The following is a 24,988-nucleotide window of genomic DNA, read 5'->3' on the forward strand; positions in this document are numbered from 1 at the left end:
GAGTGTCGAGTGGTGGTGGTCAGGTGGCCTGGACTCCCGCGGCCTTCGCCGCCGCGGAATCCGCCACGACAGTATCTCCGGCCTCGTCGAGGGTGAGTGCGCCGGTCATGATGGCGACGACCTCCGCCATCGAGTAGTCGGACGGCCTGATCACAGCGGCGCGCCGGCCGAGGCGGTGGACGTGGATCCGGTCGGCGATCTCGAAGACGTGCGGCATGTTGTGGCTGATCAGGACGACCGGCATGCCCTTGTCCCGGACCCGGCGGATGAGATCCAGGACCTGCCCGGACTCCTTGACCCCGAGGGCGGCGGTCGGCTCGTCCATGACGACGACACTGCTGGCCCAGGCGACGGAACGGGCCACCGCGACCGCCTGCCGCTGTCCGCCGGAGAGCGTCTCGACCGACTGCGTCAGCGAGCGCAGACCGATCTTGAGGTCGGCCATGTGCTCGGCGGCCTCCTGGCGCATCCGCTTCTTGTCCAGCATGCGGAAGACACTGCCGAGGACACCGGGACGGCGGAGCTCGCGCCCCAGGAACATGTTCGAGGCGATGTCCATGGAGGCGGCCACGGCGAGATCCTGGTAGACCGTCTCGATGCCGTGGGCGCGTGCGCTCTGCGGGCCGGCGAAGGTGATGGGCTCGCCGTTGAGACGTATCTCGCCCGCGTCGGGGGCCACCGCGCCGGTGAGCGCCTTGATCAGGCTGGTCTTGCCGGCGCCGTTGTCGCCGATGACGGCGAGCACCTCGCCGGGCAGCAGGTCGAAGTCGGCGCCGTCGATCGCGGTGACATGGCCGTAGCGCTTGACCAGACCGCGGGCCTGCAGCACGGGTGTGGGGGCGGATGTGGCGGTCATCGGGCCTTCTTCCGGGAGATCTGGTCGACGGTCACCGCGAGGATCACCAGGACTCCGGTGATCAGCGTCTGGTAGATGGACGCGACGCCCATCAGCTGCAGACCGTTGCGGAAGACGCCGACGATGAGGACGCCGATGAAGGTGCCCAGGACCGATCCGCGTCCGCCGAAGAGGCTGGTGCCGCCGAGGACCACGGCCGTGATGCTGTCGAGGTTGTCCGTCTGGCCGGCCTGCGGGTCGCCGACCCCCGTGCGGGAGATGAGCAGCAGGGCCGCGATGCCGTACAGCAGGCCCGCCACGGTGTAGATGCCGATCGTCAGCCGGGAGGTGCGGATGCCGTTCAGGCGCGCCGCTTCCTGGCTGTTGCCCAGCGCGTAGACGTGCCGGCCCCAGCCGGTGCTGCTCAGCGCGTAGGCGAGGAGGAGGAACAGGGCGATGGTGACGAGGGAGCCGTAGGTGATGTCGGTGTGGCCGAGCGGGAAGGTCTGCCCGAGCGCCGTCAACGGTCCGGGCAGGTTGGTGACCGTCTGCTCCGCGGAGTAGATGTGCGTGAGCGCGAACGCCACGTTCAGCATGCCCAGGGTGACGATGAACGGCGGCAGCGGGATCTTCTGCACCAGCAGCCCGTTGACCAGCCCGAAGCCGCCGCAGACGGCGATGCCCAGCGCGATGGCGAGGAGCGGCGGCAGGGAACCCTCGGCGGCCATCTTGGCGATCACGATGCTGCCGAAGGCCATCACGGCACCGCACGACAGGTCGATGCCCGCCGTGAGGATGATCAGCGTCTGCCCGATGGCGAGCGTGCCGACGACCATGACCTGCTGCACGATCAGCGAGAAGTTGCCGCCGGTGAGGAACTGGTCGGATGAGAAGGAGAAGAAGGCGCAGGCCAGAAGCAGCGCGGCCAGCGGACCGGTGGTCGGTGCCGTGAGCAGTCTGCGGGCCGTGGTCGGCGCTTTGAGCCCGGCGTACGGCGATGACGTACTCGGGGGCGTGGACGTGGCGGTCATGCGAAGTCCTTGTCGGAAGACAGCAGTTCTCGTCGGAAGACAGAAGTCCTTGTCGGTCCCACTCGCTCCCTCTCGGTCCATGCCGGACGCGAGGGGAACGAAGGGCGGCCGTCCCCGGTCGGGGAGGAGTGGCCGGTGCCGGCCGCCCCGTGGGGAGAGCAGGGACGTCGTCGTACGGTCCCGGGGGAGGGGCCGGCTCAGCCCCAGCAGTTCTGCAGGCCGAACCCGGTGTCCTTGGACGTCACTCCGCTCTCGGGCTTGTCCGTGATCAGGTTGACGCCCGTGTCGGTGTAACCGGACGCCTTCTTGCCGTCCTTGGCGTACGTCACGACGGCCTTGACACCCTGGGCGGCCATCTTCAGCGGGTACTGCTGGGACGTGGCGGCGATCTTGCCGTCCTTGACCGCCTGCGTCCCGGTGCAGCCGCCGTCGACGGAGACGATCAGGACGTCCTTCTCCCGGCCCTTGGCCTTGAGTGCGGTGTACGCGCCCAGCGCGGCCGGCTCGTTGATGGTGTAGACGAGGTTGATGCCGGGGTTCTTCTGGAGGCAGTTCTCCATGGCGGTCTGGCCCTTGGCCTGGTCGCCGCCGGTGTCCTGGGCGCACAGGACATCCTTGTCGGTGGCGCCGAAGCCCTTCAGGAAGCCGCTGTGCCGCTGCACGCCCACGGAGACGCCCGGCGCCAGGTCGAGGGTGGCTATCTTCGCGGCCTTGCCCTTCATGGCGGCCTTGGCGTACTCACCGATCAGCTCGCCGGCGTTCACGTTGTTCGTGGCGAAGAGGGCGTCGACCGCGCTCTGCGGCTCCGTCGGCGTGTCCAGGGCGATGACCAGGACGCCCTTGGCGCGCGCCTTCGCGATCGCCGGCACGATCGCCTTGGAGTCGCTCGGGGTGATCAGGATGCCCTTCACGCCGGAGGCGACCATGTTCTCGATGGCGGTGACCTGACCGGCGTTGTCGCCGTCGAACTTGCCCGCGGCGGTGACCAGTTGGGCGCCGTTCTCCTTGGCGGCCTTCTGCGCGCCTTCCTTCATCTTCACGAAGAACGGGTTGGTGTCGGTCTTGGTGATCAGGCCGACCTTGACGCTGCCCGAACTTGACCCGGCGGTGCCCGTTCCGGCGCCGGATCCACAGGCCGTCAGCGTGAGGGCTGCCAGGCCGGTGCACGCGGCGGCTCGGAGGAGGGCCGAGGGCAGACGAGGGGTGCGAGACATGAACGACTCCTGCGGGATAGCGGGCGGTGCGGCGGCATCGGAGCATGCCGTCCCGGGATGTCATCGTTGACTTATGTCATCGTTGACACCGCATGGCGAGGATGATGGACTCCGTCTCCCGGAAACGTCAATGCCCTGCACCCGTCACAAATCGGCAACGTCCGCGGCCGCCGTCCGCCCGTTGCCGTGTGAAAGCGGCCCGTGACGTGCCCGCCTCGTCCGTACATCCGTACGTCCGCCAGAGAAGAGCAGCTCATGAGCCCGCGTCAGATCACCGTCCTGGGAGAGTGCGTCGCGGACGCCTTCGCCACACCCGCGAGTGCCTCGAACGAACTCGCCCTGCGGGTCCTGCCGGGTGGCGGACCTGCGAACACGGCGGTTGCACTGGCCCGCCTCGGCACCCCTGCCCGCTTCCTCGCCCGTCTGTCCGGCGACGTCTTCGGCCGCCTGTTCCGTGCCCACCTGGAGGCATCCGGGGTGGACCTCTCAAGCGCCGTCTCGGCGGCCGAGCCCAGCACCCTGGCCGTGGCGGAGCTGGACGCACAGGGGCAGGCCGGGTTCTCCTTCCATGCGCAGAACACGGCCGACTGGCAGTGGACGGCAGAGGAGCTGGCGCGGGTCGACCTGTCCGACAGCGCCTGCGTGCATACCGGGTCCCTGGCCCTGGTCCGCCAACCCGGCGCGGCGGTGGTGGAGGACTTCCTGGCGGCGGCCGCCCCCCGGGCGACCATCAGCATCGACCCCAACGTCCGGCCGCTGCTCGTGCACCCCGACGTCTACCGCGCCCGGCTGGCGCACTGGTGCGGCCTCGCCGACGTGCTGCGGCTGAGCGAGGACGACCTGGAGCTGCTGCTGCCGGAGACCCCTCCTGAGCAGGCGTGCGACATCTGGCACGCGGCCGGGGCACGGCTCGTCGTCATCACCCGCGGTGCCGACGGCGCCCTCGCCTCGCTCGACGGCGCACGGGTGCGGGTGCCGGCGGTGGCGACACGGGTCGTCGACACGGTCGGGGCCGGGGACTCCTTCACCGCCGGCCTGCTGCACCACCTCGGCGCCCACGGCCTTCTCGGCGGCCGGCTGACGGACCTGCGCCTTGACGAGGTCGCCGAAGCGTGTGTGTTCGGCGCCCAGGTCGCCGCGCTGACCTGCTCGGTCACCGGACCCAACCCGCCGTACGCGGGGCAGCTGGCGCAGCTCGCGGCCGCCGGCGGCGCCTGACGGGCTGCGGGGCCGCACCGGCGCGATCGCATGGCGACCGTTGACGAGGCAGCCGGAAGGCCCTCATCATCGGGCCACCCGCTATGTCATCGATGACATAGGCCGACGGCGCCACGCCTGGCCGGCGCCACACCTGGTCGGCGGCGCGGATAACGAGCCCCGGCTCCCCGGCACGTCGGCCCCTGACGCGACTGATCTCTGACCGACACCGACCACAAGGACACCGCACCATGAACAAGACCCTGCTCGCCGAGTTCACCGCACGTGAGGGAGCGCAGGACGAGGTCGCCCGCCTGCTGGGCGAGTACGCCCTCAAGGTGCGCGAGGAGGAGGGCAACCTCGCCTTTGACGTCTACACGAAGACGTCCCACCCCCGCGCCTACTGGATCTTCGAGGTGTACCGCGACGAGGAGGCCTTCCAGGCGCACCTGAAGGCTCCGTACGGCGGCCCGTTCAACGCCGAGCTCACCCCGCTGATCGAGGAGGACGCCTCCGTTCTGACGTTCCTCGACCCGGTGCGCTGACATACGGCCGGGCTCTTCGACGTGCGGGCCTGCGAGGCGTTCGCCGCGCAGGCCCACTGACGGTGCGTCATATCGGCCTGGTTCAGCCGTCGATGCGGTGTGTGCTCCAGAACGAGGTCAGGTCCGTGGTCGTGGCGGCCTGGGCCGCGGCCTTGAACTCGGAGGTGGTCGAGACGCCGTACCAGTGCGAAGTCGCGTAGTCCTTCAGCAACTTGGTCATGACGGTGTCGCCGAGCACCCGCCGCAGGTCGTGCAGGGCGCACTTGCCGTAGCCGTAGACGACGGTGGAGTAGCGGGACGAGTGGGTGTCCCAGTAGGCCATGGAGTTGGTGATCTTCTCCGTGGAGGAGGCCCACGAGACGCTGTTCCAGCAGTTGCTGCCGGTCTTGCCCAGGGCCAGGTCGGTGGAGTAGTCGGTGAACGCCTCGTCGAGCCAGGGGCTGTTGTACTCGTCGTCGCCGACGATGCCGTACCACCACTGGTGACCGATCTCGTGGGTGAGCGCGGTGGTGCTCACGAGGTCGAGGACGAACCCCGGGTACTCCATGCCGCCGAACCAGTAGTTGTTGTCGATGACGGCGTCCAACTCGCCGTAGGGGTACGCGCCGAAGCGTGCCGCGTGGGCGTCGACGGCGGTCTTGGCGGTGCTGAGCATCGACTGCGCGTCGGAGGAGCTGATGTCCGAGACGGAGTAGACGTTGATCGCGGTTCCGGCGGCAGAGGTGCCCGAGATCTTGCTGAACGGTCCGGCCGCCCAGGCGAAGTCACGGACCTTGGACGCGGTGGCGGTGGTGACCGTGCGGCCGCTGGAGCCGGGGGTGTCGGCCGAGGTGCCGGTGGCCGGTACCAGCAGGGTGCTGGGGTGGTCGAGGGTCACCTTGAAGTCGGCGGCCAGGGAGTAGAACGACTCGCCGTTGTTCGTGTACGGGTCCAGGTGCCAGCCCGAGCCGTCCCTGACCGCGAGGACGGGCAGCGCGTTGCCGACGAAGCTGAACGCTCCGTCGTGGCCGAAGCGGTCGGCCCCGCTGGGCACGGTGATACCGAGGTCGAAGCCGATCGTGGCGGACTGTCCCTGGGCCAGGGGCGCCGGCAGGGTGATCTGCAGGGCCGTGCACGCGACCGACGGCGAACCCGCCGTGCCGCCGCTGACGTTGGTGACCGTGATCGGCATCGACGAGCAGCTGCCGTGGTAGTTGTCCCAGAGCCTCAGGTACACCTCGCTGAGCGCGGTGGCGGAGGCGTTGGTGAAGGTCGCGCTCTCATGGCCGGTCCAGACGGTACCGCTGGTGTTGCTGGTGAGACTGACGGTGTACGAGGGAGCGGCCGGTGTGCGCGTGGAGTCCGCCGGCGGGGTGGTGCCGCCGGAGGTGTCGAGGGCGATGTCGTCGAGGACGAAGCTCGTCCTGAGGCTGGAGTCCTCGGTGCCGGTGAAGGCGAGGCTGACGGTCTGGCCCGCGAACGCCGACACGTCGAGCGACTTGCGCACGTACCCGGTGTTCTTGTCGAGGTTCGAGTACGTCGCCAGGGTCGTACCGCCGACCTTCGCCGTCAGCTTGTCGTAGGCGACGGACGAGGTCGTCTCGGCGGTGTCGGTGTGGAGCCAGAAGGACAGGGTGGCGGTGCCGCACCCGGCCGGGATCGTGACGCTCTGCGAGAGGGTGTCGGTGTGTGTGCTGCCCACCCCGTCCAGCCAGGCGTAGGCGGTGCCGCCGTGGGCGGTCTGGCCGGAGCGGCTGGTGATGACGCTCGTCGACGACTGGGTCCACGGCGAAGTGCCGCTCTCGAAGCCGCCGTTGGTGACCACCTGACTCGGGGTGCAGGCAGCGTCGGCCGACTGGGCGGAGGACGGCGCCGCGGCCGCCGGGGTGACGGGGATGAGGGACAGGGCGGCCAGCGCGGCGACGGCGAGTGCGCGCGTGGCGATGGTTCTGTGGGGGGTCGATCTCACACGAAACTCCTTTGCGGCGGCCGGGATTCCGGCCTGCTCGGCGACTGCCGGGTCGGCTGGGGTGCGCCGGGGGCGGTCGTGGGCTGCGTGTATCGGTTGACCGGAGCATGCCACAAGACCGGATGTGAAGGGGCCGGGTGTGAGGGACTGGGCGTTGAGGCGCGGGCGTAAGGGCGGGGAAATGGCGAGGTGGTGACGAACCCTCAGGACCGAACAGAGTCCGACAGGATCATTGCTTCGTCTTTGCCTTGGACCTAGGGTGCAACTGCTCCGTAGTCACCGCGTCACCGTCAGCTCTCGTCCGCCCCGACAGTAACTCCCTTATCCCAACAGCATCCGACAAGATCTGACGCGCCCTCAGTACGCGTACCCGCACCGTCGTCCCGAGGAAGGCAACGATCATGCCGCACCCGTCCCTCGCCGACCGGCTCGTCAGCCGTCGCCGCCTCCTCGAAGGAGGCGCCGCGGCCCTCGGTGCGCTCGCGCTGTCCACGCCCTCGGCCACCGCACACGCGGCCGGCCCGGGCGCGGCGGCCGGCGGCACGCCCGAGTGGAACGGCGCCATCGACGTCTTCAAGGTGGGCACCGAGCCGCCGCACACCACGCTGATGCCCTACGCGGACCTCAAGCAGGCCCTGGCCGCCGACCGCACGCGCTCGCCGTACCGGCTGAGCCTGGACGGCACCTGGAAGTTCGCGTACGCCGACCGGCCCGACGACCGTGACACCGACTTCCACCGCACCGACCTCGACGACAGCGGCTGGGAGACCATCCCGGTGCCGTCCGCCTGGCAACTGCACGGCCACGACCGCCCGATCTACATCAACATCACCTACCCGTGGTGGGGCCCCAACGGTCTGGGCGAGGACGCGCAACCGCCGGCCGCGCCCACCCGGTACAACCCCGTGGGCCAGTACCGCCGCACGTTCACGGTCCCGCGCGACTGGACCGGACGGCGGACGTTTCTCCACTTCGAGGGAGTCAAGTCCGCCCACTACGTCTGGATCAACGGGGAGTTGGTCGGCTACCACGAGTCCTCCTACGACCCGGCCGAGTACGACATCACCCCGCACCTCAGACCGGGCACCAACCAGATCGCCGTCGAGGTCTACCGCTACTCCGACGGCGACTGGCTGGAGGACCAGGACATGATCCGGCTGAGCGGCATCTTCCGCTCGGTCTACCTGTACTCCACCCCGGTCGTGCACCTGCGCGACTTCCGCCTCGACACCCCGCTGGGCGACGACTACAGGACGGCCGAGCTGTCTGTCACCGCAAGCGTGCGGGACTACGGCGGCAAGGGCGGCGGCCAGTACTCCGTCGAGACCCAGCTGTACGACGCGGGCGGGCACCCGGTGTGGCCCAGACCCCTGCAGCAGACCGTCGCTGTCGACGCCGGCGGCGAGAAGACCGTACGGGCCGCGAAGGCCGTGCCCGCTCCGCGCCTGTGGTCGGCCGAACACCCGTACCTCCACACCGCCGTGCTCCGCCTGCGCGACCCGGGCGGAAAGGTGGTCGAAACCCTCTCCCACCGCGTCGGCCTGCGCGAATTCGCGCTCAAGGACGGGCTGATGCGCATCAACGGACAGCCGATCTCCCTTCGGGGCACCAACCGCCACGAGATGCACCCGGTGCGCGGCTCGGCGCTCACCCGCGCCGACCTGGTCGAGGACATCGGCATCATCAAGCGGCTGAACATCAACACCGTGCGCACCTCCCACTACCCCAACAACCCGCTGTGGCTGGAGCTCGCCGACGAGTACGGCCTCTACCTCGTGGACGAGACCAACCTGGAGACCCACGGCATCCGCGGCCAGTACCCCGGCGACCACCCCGAGTGGACCGCAGCGTGCGTCGCCCGCGCGCAGAACATGGTCCACCGCGACAAGAACCACGCCTCGGCGGTGATCTGGTCGCTCGGCAACGAAGCGGGCGGCGGCAGCACCTTCACCGCCATGCACGACTGGATCCGCTCCTACGACACCACCCGCGTCATCCAGTACGAAGGCGACGACCGCCCCGGGATCAGCGACATCCGCTCCGAGATGTACGACGGCCCCTCCCGCGTCGAGCAGCATGCGCGGGACACAGCCGACACCCGGCCGTACGTCATGATCGAGTACGCCCACTCGATGGGTAACTCCACCGGCAACCTCAAGAAGTACTGGGACGTGGTCCGCGGTCACGACGTGCTGCAGGGCGGTTGGATCTGGGACTTCGTCGACCAGGCCCTCAGCTGGCCCACCCCGACGCGCAAACTGTTCACCGAGACCGGCCCCGCCGCGCTGGCCGGAGAGGTCATCGCCCCGGCCGGCACCTTCAGCCGTGACAAGGGTGTGCACGGCGGAACCGTCTTCGCCCGCGACGCACGCCTCGACCTCACCGGGTCGCTGACGCTGGAAGCCTGGATCACCCCGGGGCCGACCGGCTACGACCAGCCGATCCTCGTCAAGGGCGACACCCAGTACTCACTCAAGCAGTCGGGTCGGAACCTGGAGTTCTTCATCCACGGCGGCGGCCAGTGGATCACCGCGACCTGGGCACTGCCCGCCGACTGGACGGGCCGCGAACACCACGTCGCCGGCGTCCTCGACACGGCCGCGGGCACACTGACGCTCCACGTGGACGGTGAGGTGCGGGCCACCCGGACCACCACCCGGCGCCCCGACAACAACACCGCGTCCCTGTCCCTGGCCACCGACGTCGACAACCCGACCCGGGAGTTCAGCGGCACGATCCGGGCCGCCCGCGTCTACGCCCGCGCGCTGAGCGCCGGCGAACTCGCCTCCGGCGGCCGGGGTCCCGGCGACGACGGCGTGCGGTTCTGGTTCGACGCCGCCACCGTCGGCCTGACCGAGAAGCGGCCCCGAGAGAAGACGTTCTACGCCTACGGGGGCGACTGGGGCGACAGCCCCAACGACGGCGCCTTCTCCGGGGACGGCATCGTCACCGCCGACCGCGGGCACACCGGCAAGGCCGCCGAGGTCAAGCGGATCTACCAGGCCGTCCAGGCCGGTTCGGGCTCCTCGCCGGGCGCGGTCACGCTCACCAACGAGTACCTGTTCACCAACCTCCGCGAGTTCGACGGACGGTGGGAGCTCGTCGGCGACGGAAAGGTGGTGCGGCGGGGCAGGCTCAGCCGAGCCCAGCTGGACGTGGCGCCCCTGTCCAGCAAGGACATCACGGTGCCGTTCACGCTGCCGCGCGATCCGGCGCCGGGAGCCGAGTACTTCCTCCAACTGTCCTTCACCACAAGGGAGAACACGAAGTGGGCGAAGGCCGGCCACGAGGTGGCCCGGCACCAGCTCCCCCTCGACGCCGGCAGCCCCGCGATCACCCCCGTACCACTCGACGGCGTCCCGGCGCTCCGCCACGAGGACGGCGCGCGGTCCGTCACCGTCACGGGCCGGGGCTTCTCGGTCACCGTCGACAAGAAGACCGGCGTCATCACCTCGTACCGGGCCGACGGCGCCGAACTGATCTCCTCCGGGCCGGCGCCGAACTTCTGGCGGGCCCCCACCGACAACGACCGCGGCAACGGCCAGCACACCCGCAACCAGACCTGGCGCGACGCGGGCACCCACCGCAGGGTGACCGACGTCGGCGTGCGTGCCCTGCGCGACAGGGCCGTGGAGATCAAGGTCGCCGGCACGCTGCCGACGACGGTCGAGTCGACGTACACCACCACCTACACGGTCTTCGGCAACGGTGAGATCAAGGTCGACAACACGCTGCACCCGGGTGCGGCCTCCCTGCCCTACATCCCCGAGGTCGGCACCCTGCTCTTCCTGCCCGGCCGACTTGAGCACCTGCACTACTACGGCCGCGGCCCCGAGGAGAACCACTGGGACCGCAACGACGCCACCGACGTCGGCCTGTACTCCGGCATCGTCTCCGGCCAGTGGACCCCCTATCTGCGGCCGCAGGAGAACGGGAACAAGACGGACGTCCGCTGGGTCGCGCTGACGGACGGACGCGGGAGGGGCCTGCTCGTCTCCGGCGAACCGCTCCTGGAGGTCAACGCCTCGCACCTCACCCCCGAGGACCTCTCGGTCGGGGCCCGCCACGACTACCAGCTCACGCCTCGCGAGGCGGTCGTCCTGCGCCTGAACCACCGGCAGATGGGCATCGGCGGCGACAACAGCTGGGGCGCGCACACGCACGACGAGTACAAGCTCTTCGCGAACCGGGACTACGCGTACACCTACCGGCTGCGCCCGCTCACCGACGTGTCCGGCGCGACGGCAGCCGCACGGCGGCCCACGGCGACGGAGTTCTCCGGGTAGCCGGGTCAGTGGCCCCCGCCGGGCACGGGTGCCTGCTCCCCCTGGGCGATCTCGATGCCCGTGTGCAGGTCGGTGGCCGCGTCCAGGGTTGCCGTCGCCGACAGGGCCACGCAGCACAGGAGCAGGCAGGTCAGAGCCCGGGGGAGCAGACGGGAGCGGGGTGCGGGCGCGCTCAGGAGGGCGGTGACGCGGCGGGGGACCGGGCCCGCCGTGGCCGTCAGCGACAGGCGGGGGCGGGGAGCGGAGCCCGCCTCATGGGCCGCGAGGGCGGCGCGGCCGACGGCGCGGGCGGTGAGCGCGCGGTCGCCCGTCGCGCGCGCGGCGGACTCGTCGGCGCAGCGCTCCAGGGCGTACGACACCGGGGCGCGCAGGCCGCGCAGGGCGGGGTGCAGCGCCGCGGCGAGTTCGGCGGCCGCGAGGAAGAGGTGGTGGCGGCCGGTGAGGTGGGCCCGTTCGTGGGCGAACAGCACCTCGCGTTCCTGTGCGCCGAGGGCGCGCAGCATTCCGGTGGTCACCACGACGCGGCCCGGCCGCCCGGGCAGGGCGTACGCGTCGGGCCGGTCGTCCTGCCGCACGCAGAGGTCGCCGGCGCTCGCCTTCCCCCGCAACTGCCGCTGGGCGGCGCGCAGTTCGAGCAGATGACGACGGGTCCGGCCGAGCGCCAGGGCACCGAGGCCCGCCAGTGCGACGGCGGCCAGGACCGCGGCCGGCACGGTGGCGGGCGAGCCGTCGCCCAGCAACCGCGGGGAGAGGTGGCCGATCCGGGCGACGAACGGCAGATGCAGGGCGCCGGCGAGAGCGAGCAGCGCCAGCGAAGCCGTACCGGCCAGGGCGAGGATCAGCGCGAGAGCGGTCAGCGCCCAGGCCGCCGATCGCGGCGACAGCTGCCCGGCACCACGCCGGGCGACGGGCACGGCGAGGAACGGCATCAGCAGCGGGAGCCACACGGCGTAGATCACGGCGCCCCTTCCGCCGTCCCCGGGCCGCCCTCCAGGAGGGACCGCAGGAGCTTTTCGTCCGCTGGGCTCAGGTCGGAGACGAAACGGGCGAGAACGGTGGTGCGGTCCTCGTCCTTGTCGAGTTCGGCATGCATACGGCGGGCGGTCAGGCCGGGGGAGTCCTGGGCCGGGGCGTAGGCGTAGCCACGGCCCGAGCGCGCGCGGGTGACCGCTCCCTTGGCGTGCAGGCGCGTGAGGATCGTGGTGACGGTGGTACGGGCGAGATCGCCGCCGAGTTCCCGCTGGACCGCGCCCGGCGTGAGCGATCCGCCGGCGGCCCACAGCGCGGCCAGCACGCTCGCCTCCAGCTCACCGGCCGGCCGACGGTCCGCCCGCCCTCCGCCCGGCTCGTCATTCTGCACCTCGGGCATGGACCGCTCCTCGGCTCTTCTTCGCCATTCGCCATTCGCCATTCGCCATTCGGCTGTCGTCCGGCAGCGGCGCGGCAGCCTGTCTACGTGACTGTAGTCGCCCGGCGAGGGTCCGTGACGGTCGGCGGCCCCGGGGACGGGTGCCACGTGGTGACCGCCGAACCCCACGCACCGTAAGGTAGTGGCCATGGCAGGCACGACCCCTCACGGCAGGGCGACGCGACGCCTTTCCGGTGAGCTGGAGAGCGAGATCCTCACCACCCTGTGGGCGACGGAGCTGCCCCTCACACCTGCCGAGGTCCAGGCCGGCCTCGGCGGCGGTCTCGCCTACAACACCGTGCACACGATCCTGCGTCGCCTGCACGACAAGGGTCTCGTCCTGCGGGACGCCGACGGCCGGCGCGGCGCCTACCGACCCGCGAAGAACGCGGCCCAGCTGACCGCCGAGGCCATGCACAAGGCGCTGGACCGCGGCCCCGACCCGATCGCCGCGCTCCGGCATTTCGTGACGGGCCTGAGCCCCGCACAGGAGGCCGCGCTGCGGGAGCTCCTCGGCGAGAGCGGTGCGTGAGCCGGCGACCCTCACCCGGTCGACGCACTCGGGATGGCGCCCCACCCACGCTGCTTGAAGGCTCGGACTCAGCCGACAGCGGCGCCGCCGAAGGGACCACCGCCCATGAGCCAGCACGCAGCCCAGCCGTCCGGAGACCCGCACGGCGAGATCGGCCGAGCCTGGACCGCGGCCCCCCAGCGCCCTCCTGGGGACCAGGGCCACAGCTGGATGACCGGCGGTGCCGTGTTCGCCGGTGTGCTGATGCTGTGCGGCGGCGTCCTCGCCGTCCTCCAGGGCATCGCGGCGATCGCCGGCGACGACGTCTACGGCCGCATCGGCGACTACGTGTACGAGCTCGACCTCACCGGCTGGGGCTGGATCCACGTCATCGTGGGCGCCCTGGTGGCGGTCACCGGCTTGGGCGTGCTCAAGGGCATGGCCTGGGCCCGCTTCGCCGGCATCCTCCTCGCCTCGCTCAGCCTGATCTCCCAGTTCCTGTTCCTTCCGTACGCCCCGCTCTGGTCCGTCGTCATGATGGCGATCGACGTGTTCGTGATCTGGTCACTGGCCGCACAGCAGGAGGCGGCGGGGCGGGGGGCGGCATGAGTCCCGGGCGCCGACCCGTGACGAGGTGAGGCCGAGTGATCCGGACCGGTCCAGTACACGCGAGGTTGATGTCGGATTCTCGCCAGCCCCCACTCGCCCCATCGCCGATGCTGGACACATGCAGAACGGGATGCACACCGACCGAGAGCGCTGTGTACGCGCCGTCCAGTCCAAGGACGCCCGCTTCGACGGGTGGTTCTTCACGGCGGTCCTGACGACCCGCATCTACTGCCGGCCCAGTTGCCCTGTCGTACCCCCCAAGCAAGAGAACATGACCTTCTACCCGAGCGCGGCCGCCTGTCAGCAGGCCGGCTTCCGGGCCTGCAAGCGATGCCGCCCCGACACCAGCCCGGGCTCCCCGGAATGGAACCAGCGCGCCGACCTCGTGGCCCGGGCGATGCGCCTGATCGCCGACGGCGTCGTGGACCGCGACGGCGTACCCGGCCTCGCCACCCGCCTCGGCTACAGCACCCGGCAGATCGAACGCCAGCTCCTCGCCGAACTCGGCGCCGGCCCCCTGGCGCTGGCCCGCGCCCAACGCGCCCAGACAGCCCGCCTGTTGATCGAGACGACCACCCTGCCCATGGCGGAGATCGCCTTCGCGGCCGGCTTCTCCTCGATCCGCACCTTCAACGACACCGTGCGCGAGGTCTTCGCCCTGGCCCCGAGCGAACTGCGGGCCCGGCTGCCGAAGAAGAAGACACAGGCCGCCACCCCGGGCGCGCTCACCCTCCGCCTGCCCTTCCGCACCCCGCTCAACCCCGACAACCTCTTCGGCCACCTCGCGGCGACCGCCGTACCCGGCGTGGAGGAGTGGCGGGACGGCGCCTACCGCCGCACCCTCCGCCTGCCCTACGGCCACGGCATCGCGACCCTGGCCCCCAAGCCCGACCACATCGCCTGCCGGCTCGTCCTCAGCGACCTGCGCGACCTGCCCGTCGCCATCAGCCGCTGCCGCCGCATGCTCGACCTGGACGCCGACCCGGTCGCCATCGACGACCAGCTCCGCACGGATCCGCTGCTCGCCCCGCTGGTGGACAAGGCGCCTGGCCGACGCGTACCGCGCACGGTCGACGAGGCGGAGTTCGCCGTACGTGCCGTGCTCGGCCAGCAGGTCTCCACGGCGGCCGCCCGAACGCACGCGTCCCGTCTGGTCACGACGTACGGCGACCCCCTGGACGACCCGGGCGGCGGCCTCACCCACCTCTTCCCCACCCCCGAGGCACTCGCCGCACTCGACCCCGATTCCCTGGCGATGCCCCGCACCCGCCGCACCACGTTCACCACCCTCGTACGCCAACTCGCCGACAGAACACTCCACTTGGGCCCGGAGAGCGACTGGTCCGAAACCCGCACCCGACTCCTCGCCCTGCCCGGCTTCGGCCCCTGGACCGTCGACGTCATCGCCATGCGCGCCCTCGGCGACCCCGACGCCTTCCTGCCGACAGACCTCGGAATCCGCCGCGCGGCACAGGAGTTGGGCCTCCCGTCCACTCCGGCGGCCCTCACCGCCCGCGCGGCGGCCTGGCGCCCCTGGCGGGCGTACGCGGTCCAGTACCTGTGGGCGACCGACAGCCACCCGATCAACTTCCTCCCGGTATAAGGACGTAGGGACCTTCACCATGAGCACCGGCCCCACCAAGCAGCACACCGTGATCGACAGCCCGTACGGCCCCCTCACCCTCGTGGCGGACGACGGTGTCCTGAGCGGCCTCTACATGACCGGACAACGCCACCGCCCACCGCAGGAGACGTTCGGCGCACACGACGACACGCTCTTCGGCGAGATCGAGGAGCAACTGCAGGCCTATTTCGCAGGCGAGTTGAAGACCTTCACGCTGAAGCTCCGCCTGAACGGAACGCCGTTCCAGCGCACGGTCTGGGCCCAGCTCCAGCGCATCCCCTACGGCGAGACCCGCTCCTACGGCGAACTCGCCGAAGCCCTTGGCAATCCGTCCGCCTCCCGTGCCGTCGGCCTCGCCAACGGCAAGAACCCGATCGGCATCATCGTCCCCTGCCACCGCGTCGTCGGCGCCAACGGCAGCCTCACGGGCTACGGCGGCGGCCTGGACCGCAAGCAGCGCCTGCTGGACTTCGAGAGCGGAACGGCCCTGTTCTAGCTGCTGAGCGTGCTCAGCAGTGCGGGCAGCGTGGTGCCGATGGGCTCGCGTATGACTTCGTCGGCCTGTTCGTCGTACGGCGTCGGACTGCCGGCTCATCGGCAGTGGCGGTCCGATCCGACCAGTGGCCATGGCCCGTATGGCGCACCGCGGTCTTCCTCCCGAGTGACCCCGGTGGCGCGAGTCCCCGGATCGCTGGTCTCTGTACCAAGGAGGACCAGGCGGAAAGCGGGAGACCATGGAGCCAAAGCACGAGCACCTCGCGACACCCTGGGCCGCCGGGGTGGCCGGGGTGGTGTTCGCGATCCTGATGGCCGCGGCGATCGTCCTGATGCGCATCGCACTGCCCAGCGGCGGCGGCGACGCAGCCGTCGACGCCGGACAGCGCAGCGCCGTGCGGACGGCGCTGGCGCTGCTCCCGTTCGCCGGGATCGCCTTCCTCTGGTTCATGGGCGCCCTGCGCGAGCAGGCCGGCGAGGGCGAGGACCGGTTCTTCGCCACCGTGTTCCTGGGCAGCGGCCTGGTCTTCGTCGCCACCCTGTTCGGCGCTGCCGCGGCGGCCGGAACCGTGCTCGCCGAGAGTCAGCAGCACCCTCCGTTCGGCCGGCACTTCGCCTACGCCCTGCTGACCACGTACGCGATGCGGATGGCGGCGGTGTTCATCATCACGACTTCGACCATCGGCCGCCGACGCGGTGCCCTCCCGCGCCCGCTCATCGCGCTCGGCTATCTGGCCGGCCTCACGCTGCTCATGGTGGGAGCGAGTGTGCCCTGGTCCGAACTGGTCTTCCCGGCCTGGGCGTTGCTCCTCAGCCTGAACATCCTGTGGGGCCGGCGTCCCGCCCGGCCACGGCCCGCCACATCGACGTGAGCCGACCGCACCGCTCACCCGAACGGTCTGCTTCTCGTCGCCGCATCCCGTCCGGCCACCGAGGGTGATCGCAGGGGGCCGACCGGGCCGTTGGAGAGGACCGATCCCGTGGTGAGGATTGCCGTCGACCTGAACCGCTGTCAGGGGTATGCGCAGTGCGCGTTCCTCGCGCCCGAGATCTTCGCCATGCACGGCGAGGAGGCGCTGCTGTACGACCCGGACGCCGACGAGGCACAGCGCGCGAAGCTGGCCCAGGCCGTCGCGGCCTGCCCGGTCCAGGCCATCCTCGTCGATGCCGTGGACGTACCGGCCGAGGCGGTGTCCGGTGCTCGGTGACGGATCCCTGGAACGGCTCAAACGCGAGGGCCGCATCGTCGTCGTAGGAGCCTCACTGGCCGGGCTGCGCGCTGCCGAAACCCTGCGGGCCGAGGGCTTCGCGGGCTCCCTGACCATGATCGGCGACGAGCCCCACGAACCGTACGACCGGCCCCCGCTCTCCAAGCAGGTGCTGCTGGGCAGGGCCGGCGCCGACCGCACCGCACTGCCCAGGCTCCGATCCGTCGACGCGACCTGGCGGCTCGGCGTTCCGGCCACCGGCCTGGAGATGGCCGCCAGGCTGGTGCGGCTGGCCGACGGCGACGAGGTGCCGTACGACCGGCTGCTGATCGCCACGGGGGTGCGGGCGCGACCGTGGCCGCGCGCGGCCGAGGCGGAACTCGACGGCGTTCTCGTGCTGCGGGGTCGCGACGACGGTGCCGCGCTCGCCCGGCGGCTCGCAGCGGGACCCAAGCGGGTCCTCGTCATCGGGGCCGGGTTCACCGGCTCGGAGATCGCCTCCGCCTGCCGCGAACGCGGCCTTCCCGTCACCGTCGCCGAGCGCGGCGCGGCGCCCCTGGTCGGCGCTCTCGGCGGGGTGGTCGGCGCGGTCGCCGCCCGGATGCAGCGCGAACACGGTGTGGACCTGCGGTGCGGGGTCATGGTGACAGCTCTGGAGGGCGACGCCTCGGGACGAGTGCGCGCCGCGCATCTGTCCGACGGTTCCACCGTGGAGACCGACGTGGTGATCGTCTCGCTCGGCGCCACCCGCAACACCGAATGGCTCGCCGGATCCGGCCTCGGGGCGGGCCCCCGCGGCATCGCCTGCGACGCCGGCTGCCGCGCCTTCGACATCCGCGGAATCGTCACCGACGACATCTACGCGGCGGGCGACGTCGCACGCTGCCCGCACCCCCTGTTCGGCTACCAGTTCCTGTCTTTGGAGCACTGGGGCAACGCCGTCTCCCAGGCACGGATCGCGGCGCACAACATGATCAGCGAGAGCACCGAGCGCATCCCCCACATGGAGGTGCCGGCTTTCTGGTCCTCGCAGTTCGGAGTCAACATCAAGTCGGTCGGGGTGCCGTCGCTGGGGACGGAGATCACCATCTCGCAGGGCGCACTCGACAGTCACCGGTTCATCGGCGTCTACGGGTACCAGGGGCGCGTCATCGGCGCGGTCGCCTTCGACCATGCCCGCTGGCTGCCGTTCTACCAGGAGCTGATCGAGACCACTGCGCCGTTCCCGCCGGCGTTCCCCACGGTCGACCGGCGCTCGGACGGACAGCGGCCGGTCGACGCCGACTTCCCCGACCCTTCGGTCCCCACCCACGGTCCCACCGTGACCGTCGGCGGATACGCGCCGGCCGACCGCCGGATGACGTTCACCCCCGCGCACTGACCCGTTCGGCCACGAGGACTCGCCATGACGCAATCCTTGCTGCACCAGATCCTGGACTACGCCAACCGCGCCAACCCGTACCCGATCTACGAACAGCTGCGGAAGACGCCGGTACACCACGAGGACGGCGGACCGTACGTCATCAGCACCTACTACGAGATCCGCAGCCTCCTGCACGATCCCCGGATCAGCTCCGACGCCCGCAATCTGGGCTCGACCGCCCGCGACCCGCTGGCCGAGCCGGCCGGGGAGGAGAGCGCGCTGCCGCCCGGGTTCCTGCGGCTCGACCCACCGGAACACGACCGGCTGCGACGTATGACGAACCGGCCCTTCGGCCCGCCGCACTCCCCCCACCGGGTCGACGGGATGCGTGGAGAGCTCCACGACATCGTCTCCGGCCTCATCGACGGCATCGGCGACCCGGGCCGGATCGACCTGGTGGAGCAGTTCTCGTACCCCTTCCCGGTAACGGTGATCTGCCGGCTGCTCGGGGTGCCACGCGAGGACGAGGCGCGCTTCCACACCTGGGCGGACACCCTCGCAGCGAGCCTGGACCCCGACCCGGACGCGGATCCCACCGAGCGGGGCAAGGGTTCCCACGACGCCCGGATGCAGTTGGGCATGTACCTGGCCGGCCTGATCGAGGAACGCCGCAAGAATCCCGGCGACGACATGCTCTCCCAACTGGCCACGGCCAAGGGCGAGGACGGCCCGATGACCACGATGGAACTGCTCAGCACCGCCGCGCTTCTGCTGATCGCGGGGCACGAGACCACCGTCAATCTCATCACCAACGGAATGCTGACCCTGCTGCGCCATCCCGACGTCCTGCAGCGGCTGCGCGAGGACTCGCGGCTGGCGGTGCCGCTCGTCGAGGAGCTGCTGCGCTTCGAGCCGCCGGTGCAACTGGTGCCACAGCGCACCACCCTGGCCGACATCGAGCTCCGCGGGGTCACCATCCCCAAGGGCGCCTCCCTCTGGCTGGTTCTGGCGTCCGGCAACCGTGACCCCCAGCGCTTCGAGGACCCGGACCGCTTCGACCCGGACCGCCGGGACATCCAGCACCTCGGCCTGGGCAGCGGCATCCACAGCTGCTTCGGCGCACCACTCGCCCGGCTGGAGACCCAGTTCGCCCTGTCGGAACTGGCCCGGAGGCTGGAAAACCCACGTCTGCTGGAGGACCCGCCCCCGTACCGGCAGAACGCCGTGCTGCGCGGGCCTCGGCATCTGCACATCTCCTGCGACGGGATCCGCTCCTAGAGCCCGTCCCTGCCCGGCGGATCAGCTCGGCGTCGCGGGCCCTGGCACGCACTTCCTCACTGCCCTGACGGCGTGGGGGACCCCCAGCGGCGTTGTCGTCGGTCGCCGACGCTCCGCGTCGCCCGCCGCGGCAGCCCCTGATCGACACGGTTCCTCCGCCTTGCAGCTGCACACCGCCTGCCGCCGCCGACCTGATCCGCCGGACAGGCCCTCAGGGGTGCGCCCCGCCGAGTTGGCGCAGCAGCTTCGGCAGCGCGGTGCCGATGGGCTCGCGGACGACCTCCTCGGCCTGTTCGTCGTACGGCGTCGGCTCGGCGTTGACGATGACGAGCCGGGCGCCGTGGTCGGCGGCGACGCCGGCGAGCCCGGCGGCGGGCTGTACCTGCAGGCTGCTGCCGACGGCGATGAACACCTGGCAGGCCTTGCTGATGGCGAGCGCCTCACCCAGCACCATCGGATCGAGCCGCTCGCCGAACATCACGGTCGCCGGTTTGAGGATCCCCCCGCACTCCCGGCACGGCGGATCCGCCTCCCCGGCCTCTACCCGCGCGAGCGCGTCCTGCATCGCCCCCCGAACGGCACACCCGGTGCACACGAAACTCCGTGCGGAGCCGTGCAGTTCGAGCACCTTGCGGGCGGGCATCCCGGCGAGCTGATGCAGCCCGTCCACGTTCTGCGTGATCACCCGCACGGGCACCCCGGACCTCTCCAGCTCCGCCACGGCCCGGTGCGCGCCGTTCGGCTCGGCCTTGAGCGCGTGAGTCTTCACGCGCATCTGCCACGAGCGGCTCCGGATCTCCCGGTCGCCCATGTAGTACTCGTACGTCACCAGCTTCTCGGCCTCGGGATCCTCGCGCCACAGCCCGTTGGGACCGCGGTAGTCGGGGATGCCGGAGTCGGTCGAGATACCCGCCCCGGTGAGGAGGGCGACAAGGGGCTTGGCCATGGCGCCGAGGGTAGGGCGGCGGTGCGAGCCGGGCGAATGGATATTCGTGCGCGCCTTCGGGTGCTAGCGTCGCGCCATGGCCAAGGTCACCGTCTCGCTCGATGCCGAACTCGTCGTGGAAGTGATGGTTCTCGCGGGTGCCGGCAACTCCCAGGACGCCATCGAGCTAGTCGTCCGTGACTACATCGAGCGCGGCCACCGCACCGAGGCGCGGGTCGCGGCACGGGACGACGCGCTGCGCGACGTGGACGTCAAGCCCCGCGAGCCCGAGGGCTGAGTGGGCCGAGCCCGCGCCGGTCATGCCACCCGACGGCCGTTCTCCAGCTCGGCCGTCCCCGAGCCCTCCGCCAGGACGTCCAACGCGACCAGAACCCGCGGGCCGAGCGTGCCCAGCAGGTGGTCGGCGAGTTCCTCGCGGGGGACGAGGCGCCAGGAGAGCAGTTCCTCCTCCTGGAGGCGGATCGCCTTGAGGTCGTCCTCGCTCAGCACTCCGCCGTCGTACAGATACGCCACGAGCGGCGGCCAGCTCGGCTTGTACACCCAGTCCACCGCGAGCAGTCGGCCCAGTTCGCGGTCGAGCCCGATCTCCTCCAAGGTCTCGCGACGGGCACCCTGGCGCGGGGTCTCGCCGTCGTCGGACTCGATCGTGCCGCCCGGAAGGGCCCAGCCCTCACGGTAGTTGGGCTCGACGAGCAGCACCCGGCCCTCGGCGTCGCGGAAGAGGGCGGCGGCCCCGGCGAGGATGCGGGGGAGTCCGGCGATGTACGTGGCGAAGTCTGGAGTGGTGGTCATCCAGGAAGGGTAACCAGCCTGCACCGATGCCCCGCCGGCTCGGGCCGCTGGGGTCCGTTGTGAAGTGGCGTCTGCCGCGCGACGCCCGGCACGCTCCCCCGCTGCCTCAAGCCACTGCCTCAAGGGCGTGGGCGGTACCCCCGTACGAGGGCTTCCGGACGGCACTCCCCGCAGCCTCCGGCCGGGGGGACCAAGAGCACGCACCGGACGCCGCGCGGCCGCGCTCCGGGCGACGACGCCACTGTCCCGACAGACCCTAGGGCTCGGCCTCCGCGAGCTGTACCGTCCGCTCCGCCAGCTCGCTGATCCGTGCGCCGTCGAAGCCGAACACCGCGCTGCGGACGGTGTCCTCCAGCGGCTGGGTCCACTGCGCCGGGATCGCGTCCGCGCCGGTCAGTACGCCGGCCACCGAGCCCGCGGTCGCGCCGTTGGAGTCGGTGTCCAGGCCGCCTCGGACGGTGAGGGTGATGGTGCGGGTGAAGTCGCCGTCGCCGTACAGCAGCCCGGCGGTGAGGACCGCGGCGTTCGGGATGGTGTGGATCCAGCCGAGCCCCGCGGTCTCCTCGGCGACCGTGGTGAGCGTGTCCTCCCACGTCATCCGGGTGTCATGGAGCGAGACGACCCGGCGAACGGTCCGGGCGAGCCGGCAGCCGGCCGGGATGACGGCCAGCGCCTGGTCCACCGCGTGCCGCACCGTCGGTGCCGTGAAGGCGGCCGCGATCAGCGCCGCCGCCCACATCGCGCCGTACACGCCGTTGCCGGTGTGGGACAGCACGGCGTCCCGGCGGGCCAGGGAGGCGGCGCGGCGCGGGAGCCCCGGGCAGGTCCAGCCGAAGATGTCGGCGCGGATCAGGGCGCCGATCCACTCCTGGTACGGGTTGTCGTACGTGGCCGTCAGCGGCGGCTTGAGCCCGTTGGCGAGGTTGCGGTACGTGGCCCGCTCCGCGGTGAAGGTCTGCCGGTACGGCAGCCTCAGCAGCCACAGGTCGCCGACCTGTTCGGTACTGAAAGTGAAGCCGTGGGTCTCCAGGAGGTCCAGGCCGAGGATCGCGTAGTCGACGTCGTCGTCGCGGCAGCTGCCGTGGATACGGCCGCGCACGCACTGGCGCCACTCGGGGCGCAGCTCGAAGCCGTCGCTCTCGTCGGCGGGCTCGGGGAGGTAGTCGGTCAGGGGCAGGGCGGCGGCCTGCCGCAGGTAGCGGTCGATGCGGTCCCGCGTCCACAGGTCGCCCTGCTCGACCGGCTTGCCGAGCATGTTGCCCGCGATCCGGCCCAGCCAGCCCCCGAGGACGCGGTCGGCGAGCTCTGGCTCTGTGCCCACAGGGGTCATAGCTCCGGTCTACCCAATTCCGGCGTCGCCTGCGCGGGGTTTCACAAGGGTGCACGGCAGGCGCCCTGTGGCGTCCCAGGCTCCGGTCGGTGCATGGCGGCGAGGGCGTCCTACGGTTAAGGTCACAGCGGCGCGACTGGCCTTGACATGCGTGAGGCCCGGAGAGCAAGGGGAAACAGGTGACACAGCGCGTGCTCATCGCCGCGGACAAGTTCAAGGGGTCGCTGACGGCCGTGCAGGTCGCCGAGCGGGTGACCGCCGGGCTGCGCAACGTCGTACCGGACGCGCAGGTGGAGGCCCTGCCCGTGGCCGACGGCGGCGACGGAACGGTGGACGCGGCGGTCGCGGCCGGCTTCGAGCGGCGCGAGGTGCGGGTCGCGGGACCGCTCGGACACGAGGTGACGGCGGCGTTCGCGCTGCGCGGCGGCACGGCGGTCGTGGAGATGGCGGAGGCGAGCGGTCTGCAGCGGCTGCCGGCCGGCGTCTTCGCACCCCTCACGGCGTCCACGTACGGCTCAGGGGAACTGCTGCGCGCCGCGCTGGACGCGGGCGCGCGGACCGTCGTCTTCGGGGTCGGCGGCAGTGCGACCACCGATGGCGGCGCCGGAATGCTGTCCGCGCTCGGCGCGCGGTTCCTGGACGCGGACGGGGAGCCGGTTCCCCCGGGCGGCGGCGGTCTGAGCGAGCTCGCCTCCGCCGACCTGTCGGGCCTGGACCCGCGCCTCGGCTCCGTCGAGCTGGTACTGGCGAGCGACGTCGACAACCCGCTGACCGGTCCGAAGGGCGCGCCGGCCGTCTACGGCCCGCAGAAGGGCGCCTCCCCGGACGACGTGTCGGCCCTGGACGCGGCCCTCGCGCACTACGCGAAGGTCCTGGAGGAAGCGGTCGGCGCGAAGGCGGCGGAGAACGCCGCGTCGCCGGGCGCGGGCGCTGCGGGCGGCATCGGCTACGGCGCCCTCCTCCTCGGGGCCCGATTCCGTCCCGGTATCGAGGTGATGCTCGAAGTGCTCGGCTTCGCGCCGGCACTGGAGTGGGCGGAACTGGTGATCACGGGCGAGGGCTCCCTGGACGAGCAGACCCTGCACGGCAAGGCCCCCGCGGGAGTCGCCGCTGCCGCGCGCGCCGCGGACAAGGAGGTCGTCGCGGTGTGCGGTCGGCTCGCGCTGCTGCCGGAGGCGTTGGGGCGGGCAGGGATCCGTCGGGCGTACCCGTTGACGTCGGTCGAGCCGGATGTGGCGAAGTGCATCTCGGACGCGGGGCCGATCCTGGAGCGGGTGGCGGAACAGATCGCGCGGGACTTCCTGAACTGAGGCCGGGCTTCTCCCGCCCCCGCCGCTCCTACCCAGGGGCTCCGCCCCCGGACCCCCGCTCCTCAAACGCCGGAGGGCTGAAGATTCAGCCCGTCCGGCGTTTGAGGACGAGGCCGAAGGCCGATGGGGGGTCTGGGGGGCACAGCCCCCAGGGACGGTCGGCGAAACGCCGGGCGCTCGAAAAGCGAAGGGCCCCGAACCCAACCGGGTCCGGGGCCCAAGCCAACGCAGTGCTACGGCTGAGCCGCCCGCGCCTCACGACGGTTGTCGCGGAAGTTGTTCACCCGGCGAGCCGTGGCGAACAGGGGGATCACCGCGCCCGTGACCAGCTGCAGCGCGCAACCCGTCTGAAGGAGCAGCTGCCCGCTGGGGGCGTCGAAGGCCCAGGCCGCCAGCAGGCCCATCGACACGACGATCCAGGACAGCATCGCCACCGCGAGGCGACCGCGCGGCTTCGGGTACTCGACCCGGCTCACCATCAGCCAGGCCGTGCCCAGAATCGCCAGCAGCGTCGCCACGAAGGGCAGTTCCAGCAGGACGATCGAGACGACCGTCAGGGCACCGAACGGCGAGGGCATGCCCTGGAACATGCCGTTCGGGACGGTCACGCACGAGAAGCGCGCCAGGCGCAGTACGACGGCCAGGAGCACCACGATTGCCCCGACCGCAGCCACTCTCTGGTGCGCGTCGTCCGCGACCATGCCGTACACGAGGACGAAGTACGCCGGCGCCAGGCCGAAGCTGATCAGGTCCGAGAGGTTGTCCAGTTCCGCGCCCATGGGGGAGGAGCGGAGCTTGCGTGCCACCAGTCCGTCGAACAGGTCGAAGACCGCCGCGCACAGCATCAGGATCACCGCGGTGGCCGCACTGTGGCGGGCCATGCCGGTCTCCTGGTCGCCCGTGAGGTGCGGGATCAGGATCCCGGTGGTGGTGAAGTACACCGCCATGAAGCCGCACGTCGCGTTGCCGAGGGTGAGGGTGTCCGCTATTGAGAGGCGGAGAGAGAGGGGCATCTCCTCCTCTTCGTCCACCTCGTCGGCCTCGGGCACCCAGCCCGC

At 71.2% G+C, this 24,988-nt stretch carries 23 protein-coding genes and 1 pseudogene; 13 read left to right on the top strand and 11 right to left on the bottom strand.

Annotated elements, in window-relative coordinates:
• Window positions 1–19: 19 nt before the first annotated feature.
• From OG870_RS36980 to OG870_RS36990, 3 genes are all read right to left on the bottom strand, one after another.
• Entirely contained in the window at window positions 20–856 is an 837-nt protein-coding gene (locus OG870_RS36980; protein ID WP_266525047.1) for an ATP-binding cassette domain-containing protein, read from the bottom strand.
• Window positions 853–1,866, bottom strand: coding sequence for an ABC transporter permease (locus tag OG870_RS36985; RefSeq protein WP_266591183.1), 1,014 nt, complete (start codon window positions 1,864–1,866; stop codon window positions 853–855). The genes OG870_RS36980 and OG870_RS36985 overlap by 4 nt, the downstream gene beginning before the upstream one ends.
• Window positions 1,867–2,063: 197 nt before the next feature.
• A complete protein-coding gene (locus tag OG870_RS36990; RefSeq protein ID WP_266525051.1) occupies window positions 2,064–3,080 on the bottom strand; it encodes a sugar ABC transporter substrate-binding protein in 1,017 nt (338 codons plus the stop codon).
• 255 nt (window positions 3,081–3,335) lie between these two features.
• On the opposite strand from OG870_RS36990, the gene OG870_RS36995 reads away from it, so the two are divergent.
• Both OG870_RS36995 and OG870_RS37000 read left to right on the top strand, forming a co-directional pair.
• Window positions 3,336–4,298, top strand: a complete 963-nt coding sequence (locus OG870_RS36995; RefSeq protein WP_266591184.1) for a carbohydrate kinase family protein — start codon at window positions 3,336–3,338, stop codon at window positions 4,296–4,298.
• A 230-nt stretch (window positions 4,299–4,528) separates the two neighbouring features.
• Complete coding sequence (locus OG870_RS37000; RefSeq protein ID WP_266525055.1) at window positions 4,529–4,822, top strand: putative quinol monooxygenase; 294 nt, start codon at window positions 4,529–4,531, stop codon at window positions 4,820–4,822.
• 82 nt (window positions 4,823–4,904) lie between these two features.
• Here the strand turns inward: OG870_RS37000 and OG870_RS37005 are convergent, their stop codons facing one another.
• Window positions 4,905–6,770: a M1 family metallopeptidase gene (locus tag OG870_RS37005; protein WP_266591186.1), complete on the bottom strand. Its 1,866-nt coding sequence runs from the start codon at window positions 6,768–6,770 to the stop codon at window positions 4,905–4,907.
• A 401-nt stretch (window positions 6,771–7,171) separates the two neighbouring features.
• On the opposite strand from OG870_RS37005, the gene OG870_RS37010 reads away from it, so the two are divergent.
• Window positions 7,172–11,056 (top strand): glycoside hydrolase family 2 TIM barrel-domain containing protein, encoded by a 3,885-nt coding sequence (locus tag OG870_RS37010; protein WP_266591188.1) that lies wholly within the window; start codon window positions 7,172–7,174, stop codon window positions 11,054–11,056.
• A gap of 5 nt (window positions 11,057–11,061) precedes the next feature.
• On the opposite strand, the gene OG870_RS37015 is transcribed toward OG870_RS37010, so the two are convergent.
• Entirely contained in the window at window positions 11,062–12,015 is a 954-nt protein-coding gene (locus OG870_RS37015) for a M56 family metallopeptidase (protein ID WP_266591190.1), read from the bottom strand.
• Window positions 12,012–12,425 carry a BlaI/MecI/CopY family transcriptional regulator gene (locus tag OG870_RS37020; RefSeq protein WP_266525063.1) on the bottom strand — a complete coding sequence of 138 codons (414 nt, stop codon included), beginning with the start codon at window positions 12,423–12,425 and terminating at the stop codon, window positions 12,012–12,014. The genes OG870_RS37015 and OG870_RS37020 overlap by 4 nt, the downstream gene beginning before the upstream one ends.
• 187 nt (window positions 12,426–12,612) lie before the next feature.
• On the opposite strand from OG870_RS37020, the gene OG870_RS37025 reads away from it, so the two are divergent.
• From OG870_RS37025 to OG870_RS37040, 4 genes are all read left to right on the top strand, one after another.
• On the top strand, window positions 12,613–12,996 hold the full coding sequence (locus OG870_RS37025) for a BlaI/MecI/CopY family transcriptional regulator (RefSeq protein ID WP_266525065.1): 384 nt from the start codon (window positions 12,613–12,615) through the stop codon (window positions 12,994–12,996).
• 105 nt (window positions 12,997–13,101) lie between these two features.
• The gene (locus OG870_RS37030; RefSeq protein WP_266525067.1) at window positions 13,102–13,584 is read left to right on the top strand and encodes a DUF7144 family membrane protein; all 483 of its coding nucleotides are present in this window, start codon (window positions 13,102–13,104) and stop codon (window positions 13,582–13,584) included.
• Between the two features lie 118 nt (window positions 13,585–13,702).
• Window positions 13,703–15,187 carry an AlkA N-terminal domain-containing protein gene (locus OG870_RS37035; RefSeq protein ID WP_323178149.1) on the top strand — a complete coding sequence of 495 codons (1,485 nt, stop codon included), beginning with the start codon at window positions 13,703–13,705 and terminating at the stop codon, window positions 15,185–15,187.
• A gap of 19 nt (window positions 15,188–15,206) precedes the next feature.
• Window positions 15,207–15,704 carry a methylated-DNA--[protein]-cysteine S-methyltransferase gene (locus tag OG870_RS37040; protein ID WP_266591192.1) on the top strand — a complete coding sequence of 166 codons (498 nt, stop codon included), beginning with the start codon at window positions 15,207–15,209 and terminating at the stop codon, window positions 15,702–15,704.
• Here the strand turns inward: OG870_RS37040 and OG870_RS37045 are convergent.
• A pseudogene (locus OG870_RS37045) lies at window positions 15,701–15,790 on the bottom strand (NAD-dependent deacetylase); the annotation flags it as partial. The gene OG870_RS37040 and the pseudogene OG870_RS37045 sit on opposite strands and share 4 nt — an antisense overlap.
• A gap of 152 nt (window positions 15,791–15,942) precedes the next feature.
• On the opposite strand from OG870_RS37045, the gene OG870_RS37050 reads away from it, so the two are divergent.
• The 4 genes from OG870_RS37050 to OG870_RS37065 all read left to right on the top strand — a co-directional run bounded on the left by OG870_RS37050 (window position 15,943) and on the right by OG870_RS37065 (window position 19,552).
• The gene (locus tag OG870_RS37050; protein ID WP_266525071.1) at window positions 15,943–16,575 is read left to right on the top strand and encodes a hypothetical protein; all 633 of its coding nucleotides are present in this window, start codon (window positions 15,943–15,945) and stop codon (window positions 16,573–16,575) included.
• Window positions 16,576–16,686: 111 nt separating this feature from the next.
• Window positions 16,687–16,911 (top strand): ferredoxin, encoded by a 225-nt coding sequence (locus OG870_RS37055; RefSeq protein WP_266525833.1) that lies wholly within the window; start codon window positions 16,687–16,689, stop codon window positions 16,909–16,911.
• The gene (locus OG870_RS37060) at window positions 16,868–18,292 is read left to right on the top strand and encodes an NAD(P)/FAD-dependent oxidoreductase (protein WP_405625448.1); all 1,425 of its coding nucleotides are present in this window, start codon (window positions 16,868–16,870) and stop codon (window positions 18,290–18,292) included. The genes OG870_RS37055 and OG870_RS37060 overlap by 44 nt, the downstream gene beginning before the upstream one ends.
• Window positions 18,293–18,316: 24 nt before the next feature.
• Window positions 18,317–19,552: a cytochrome P450 gene (locus OG870_RS37065; RefSeq protein WP_266591194.1), complete on the top strand. Its 1,236-nt coding sequence runs from the start codon at window positions 18,317–18,319 to the stop codon at window positions 19,550–19,552.
• Between the two features lie 211 nt (window positions 19,553–19,763).
• On the opposite strand, the gene OG870_RS37070 is transcribed toward OG870_RS37065, so the two are convergent.
• On the bottom strand, window positions 19,764–20,498 hold the full coding sequence (locus tag OG870_RS37070; protein ID WP_266591196.1) for an SIR2 family NAD-dependent protein deacylase: 735 nt from the start codon (window positions 20,496–20,498) through the stop codon (window positions 19,764–19,766).
• 76 nt (window positions 20,499–20,574) lie between these two features.
• Here OG870_RS37070 and OG870_RS37075 point away from each other — a divergent pair, with 76 nt between their 5' ends.
• On the top strand, window positions 20,575–20,775 hold the full coding sequence (locus OG870_RS37075; RefSeq protein ID WP_266591198.1) for a DUF2191 domain-containing protein: 201 nt from the start codon (window positions 20,575–20,577) through the stop codon (window positions 20,773–20,775).
• A 20-nt stretch (window positions 20,776–20,795) separates the two neighbouring features.
• Here the strand turns inward: OG870_RS37075 and OG870_RS37080 are convergent, their stop codons facing one another.
• Together OG870_RS37080 and OG870_RS37085 are read right to left on the bottom strand one after the other, a co-directional pair.
• Complete coding sequence (locus OG870_RS37080; protein WP_266525080.1) at window positions 20,796–21,290, bottom strand: NUDIX domain-containing protein; 495 nt, start codon at window positions 21,288–21,290, stop codon at window positions 20,796–20,798.
• A gap of 256 nt (window positions 21,291–21,546) precedes the next feature.
• Window positions 21,547–22,620 (bottom strand): ADP-ribosylglycohydrolase family protein, encoded by a 1,074-nt coding sequence (locus tag OG870_RS37085; protein ID WP_266525082.1) that lies wholly within the window; start codon window positions 22,618–22,620, stop codon window positions 21,547–21,549.
• Between the two features lie 191 nt (window positions 22,621–22,811).
• On the opposite strand from OG870_RS37085, the gene OG870_RS37090 reads away from it, so the two are divergent.
• The gene (locus OG870_RS37090) at window positions 22,812–23,930 is read left to right on the top strand and encodes a glycerate kinase (RefSeq protein ID WP_266525835.1); all 1,119 of its coding nucleotides are present in this window, start codon (window positions 22,812–22,814) and stop codon (window positions 23,928–23,930) included.
• 233 nt (window positions 23,931–24,163) lie between these two features.
• On the opposite strand, the gene pssA is transcribed toward OG870_RS37090, so the two are convergent.
• Window positions 24,164–24,979 carry a CDP-diacylglycerol--serine O-phosphatidyltransferase gene (gene pssA / locus OG870_RS37095; protein WP_266525837.1) on the bottom strand — a complete coding sequence of 272 codons (816 nt, stop codon included), beginning with the start codon at window positions 24,977–24,979 and terminating at the stop codon, window positions 24,164–24,166.
• Window positions 24,980–24,988: the final 9 nt, after the last annotated feature.

Source organism: Streptomyces sp. NBC_00461 (assembly GCF_036013935.1).
Lineage (GTDB): Bacteria > Actinomycetota > Actinomycetes > Streptomycetales > Streptomycetaceae > Streptomyces.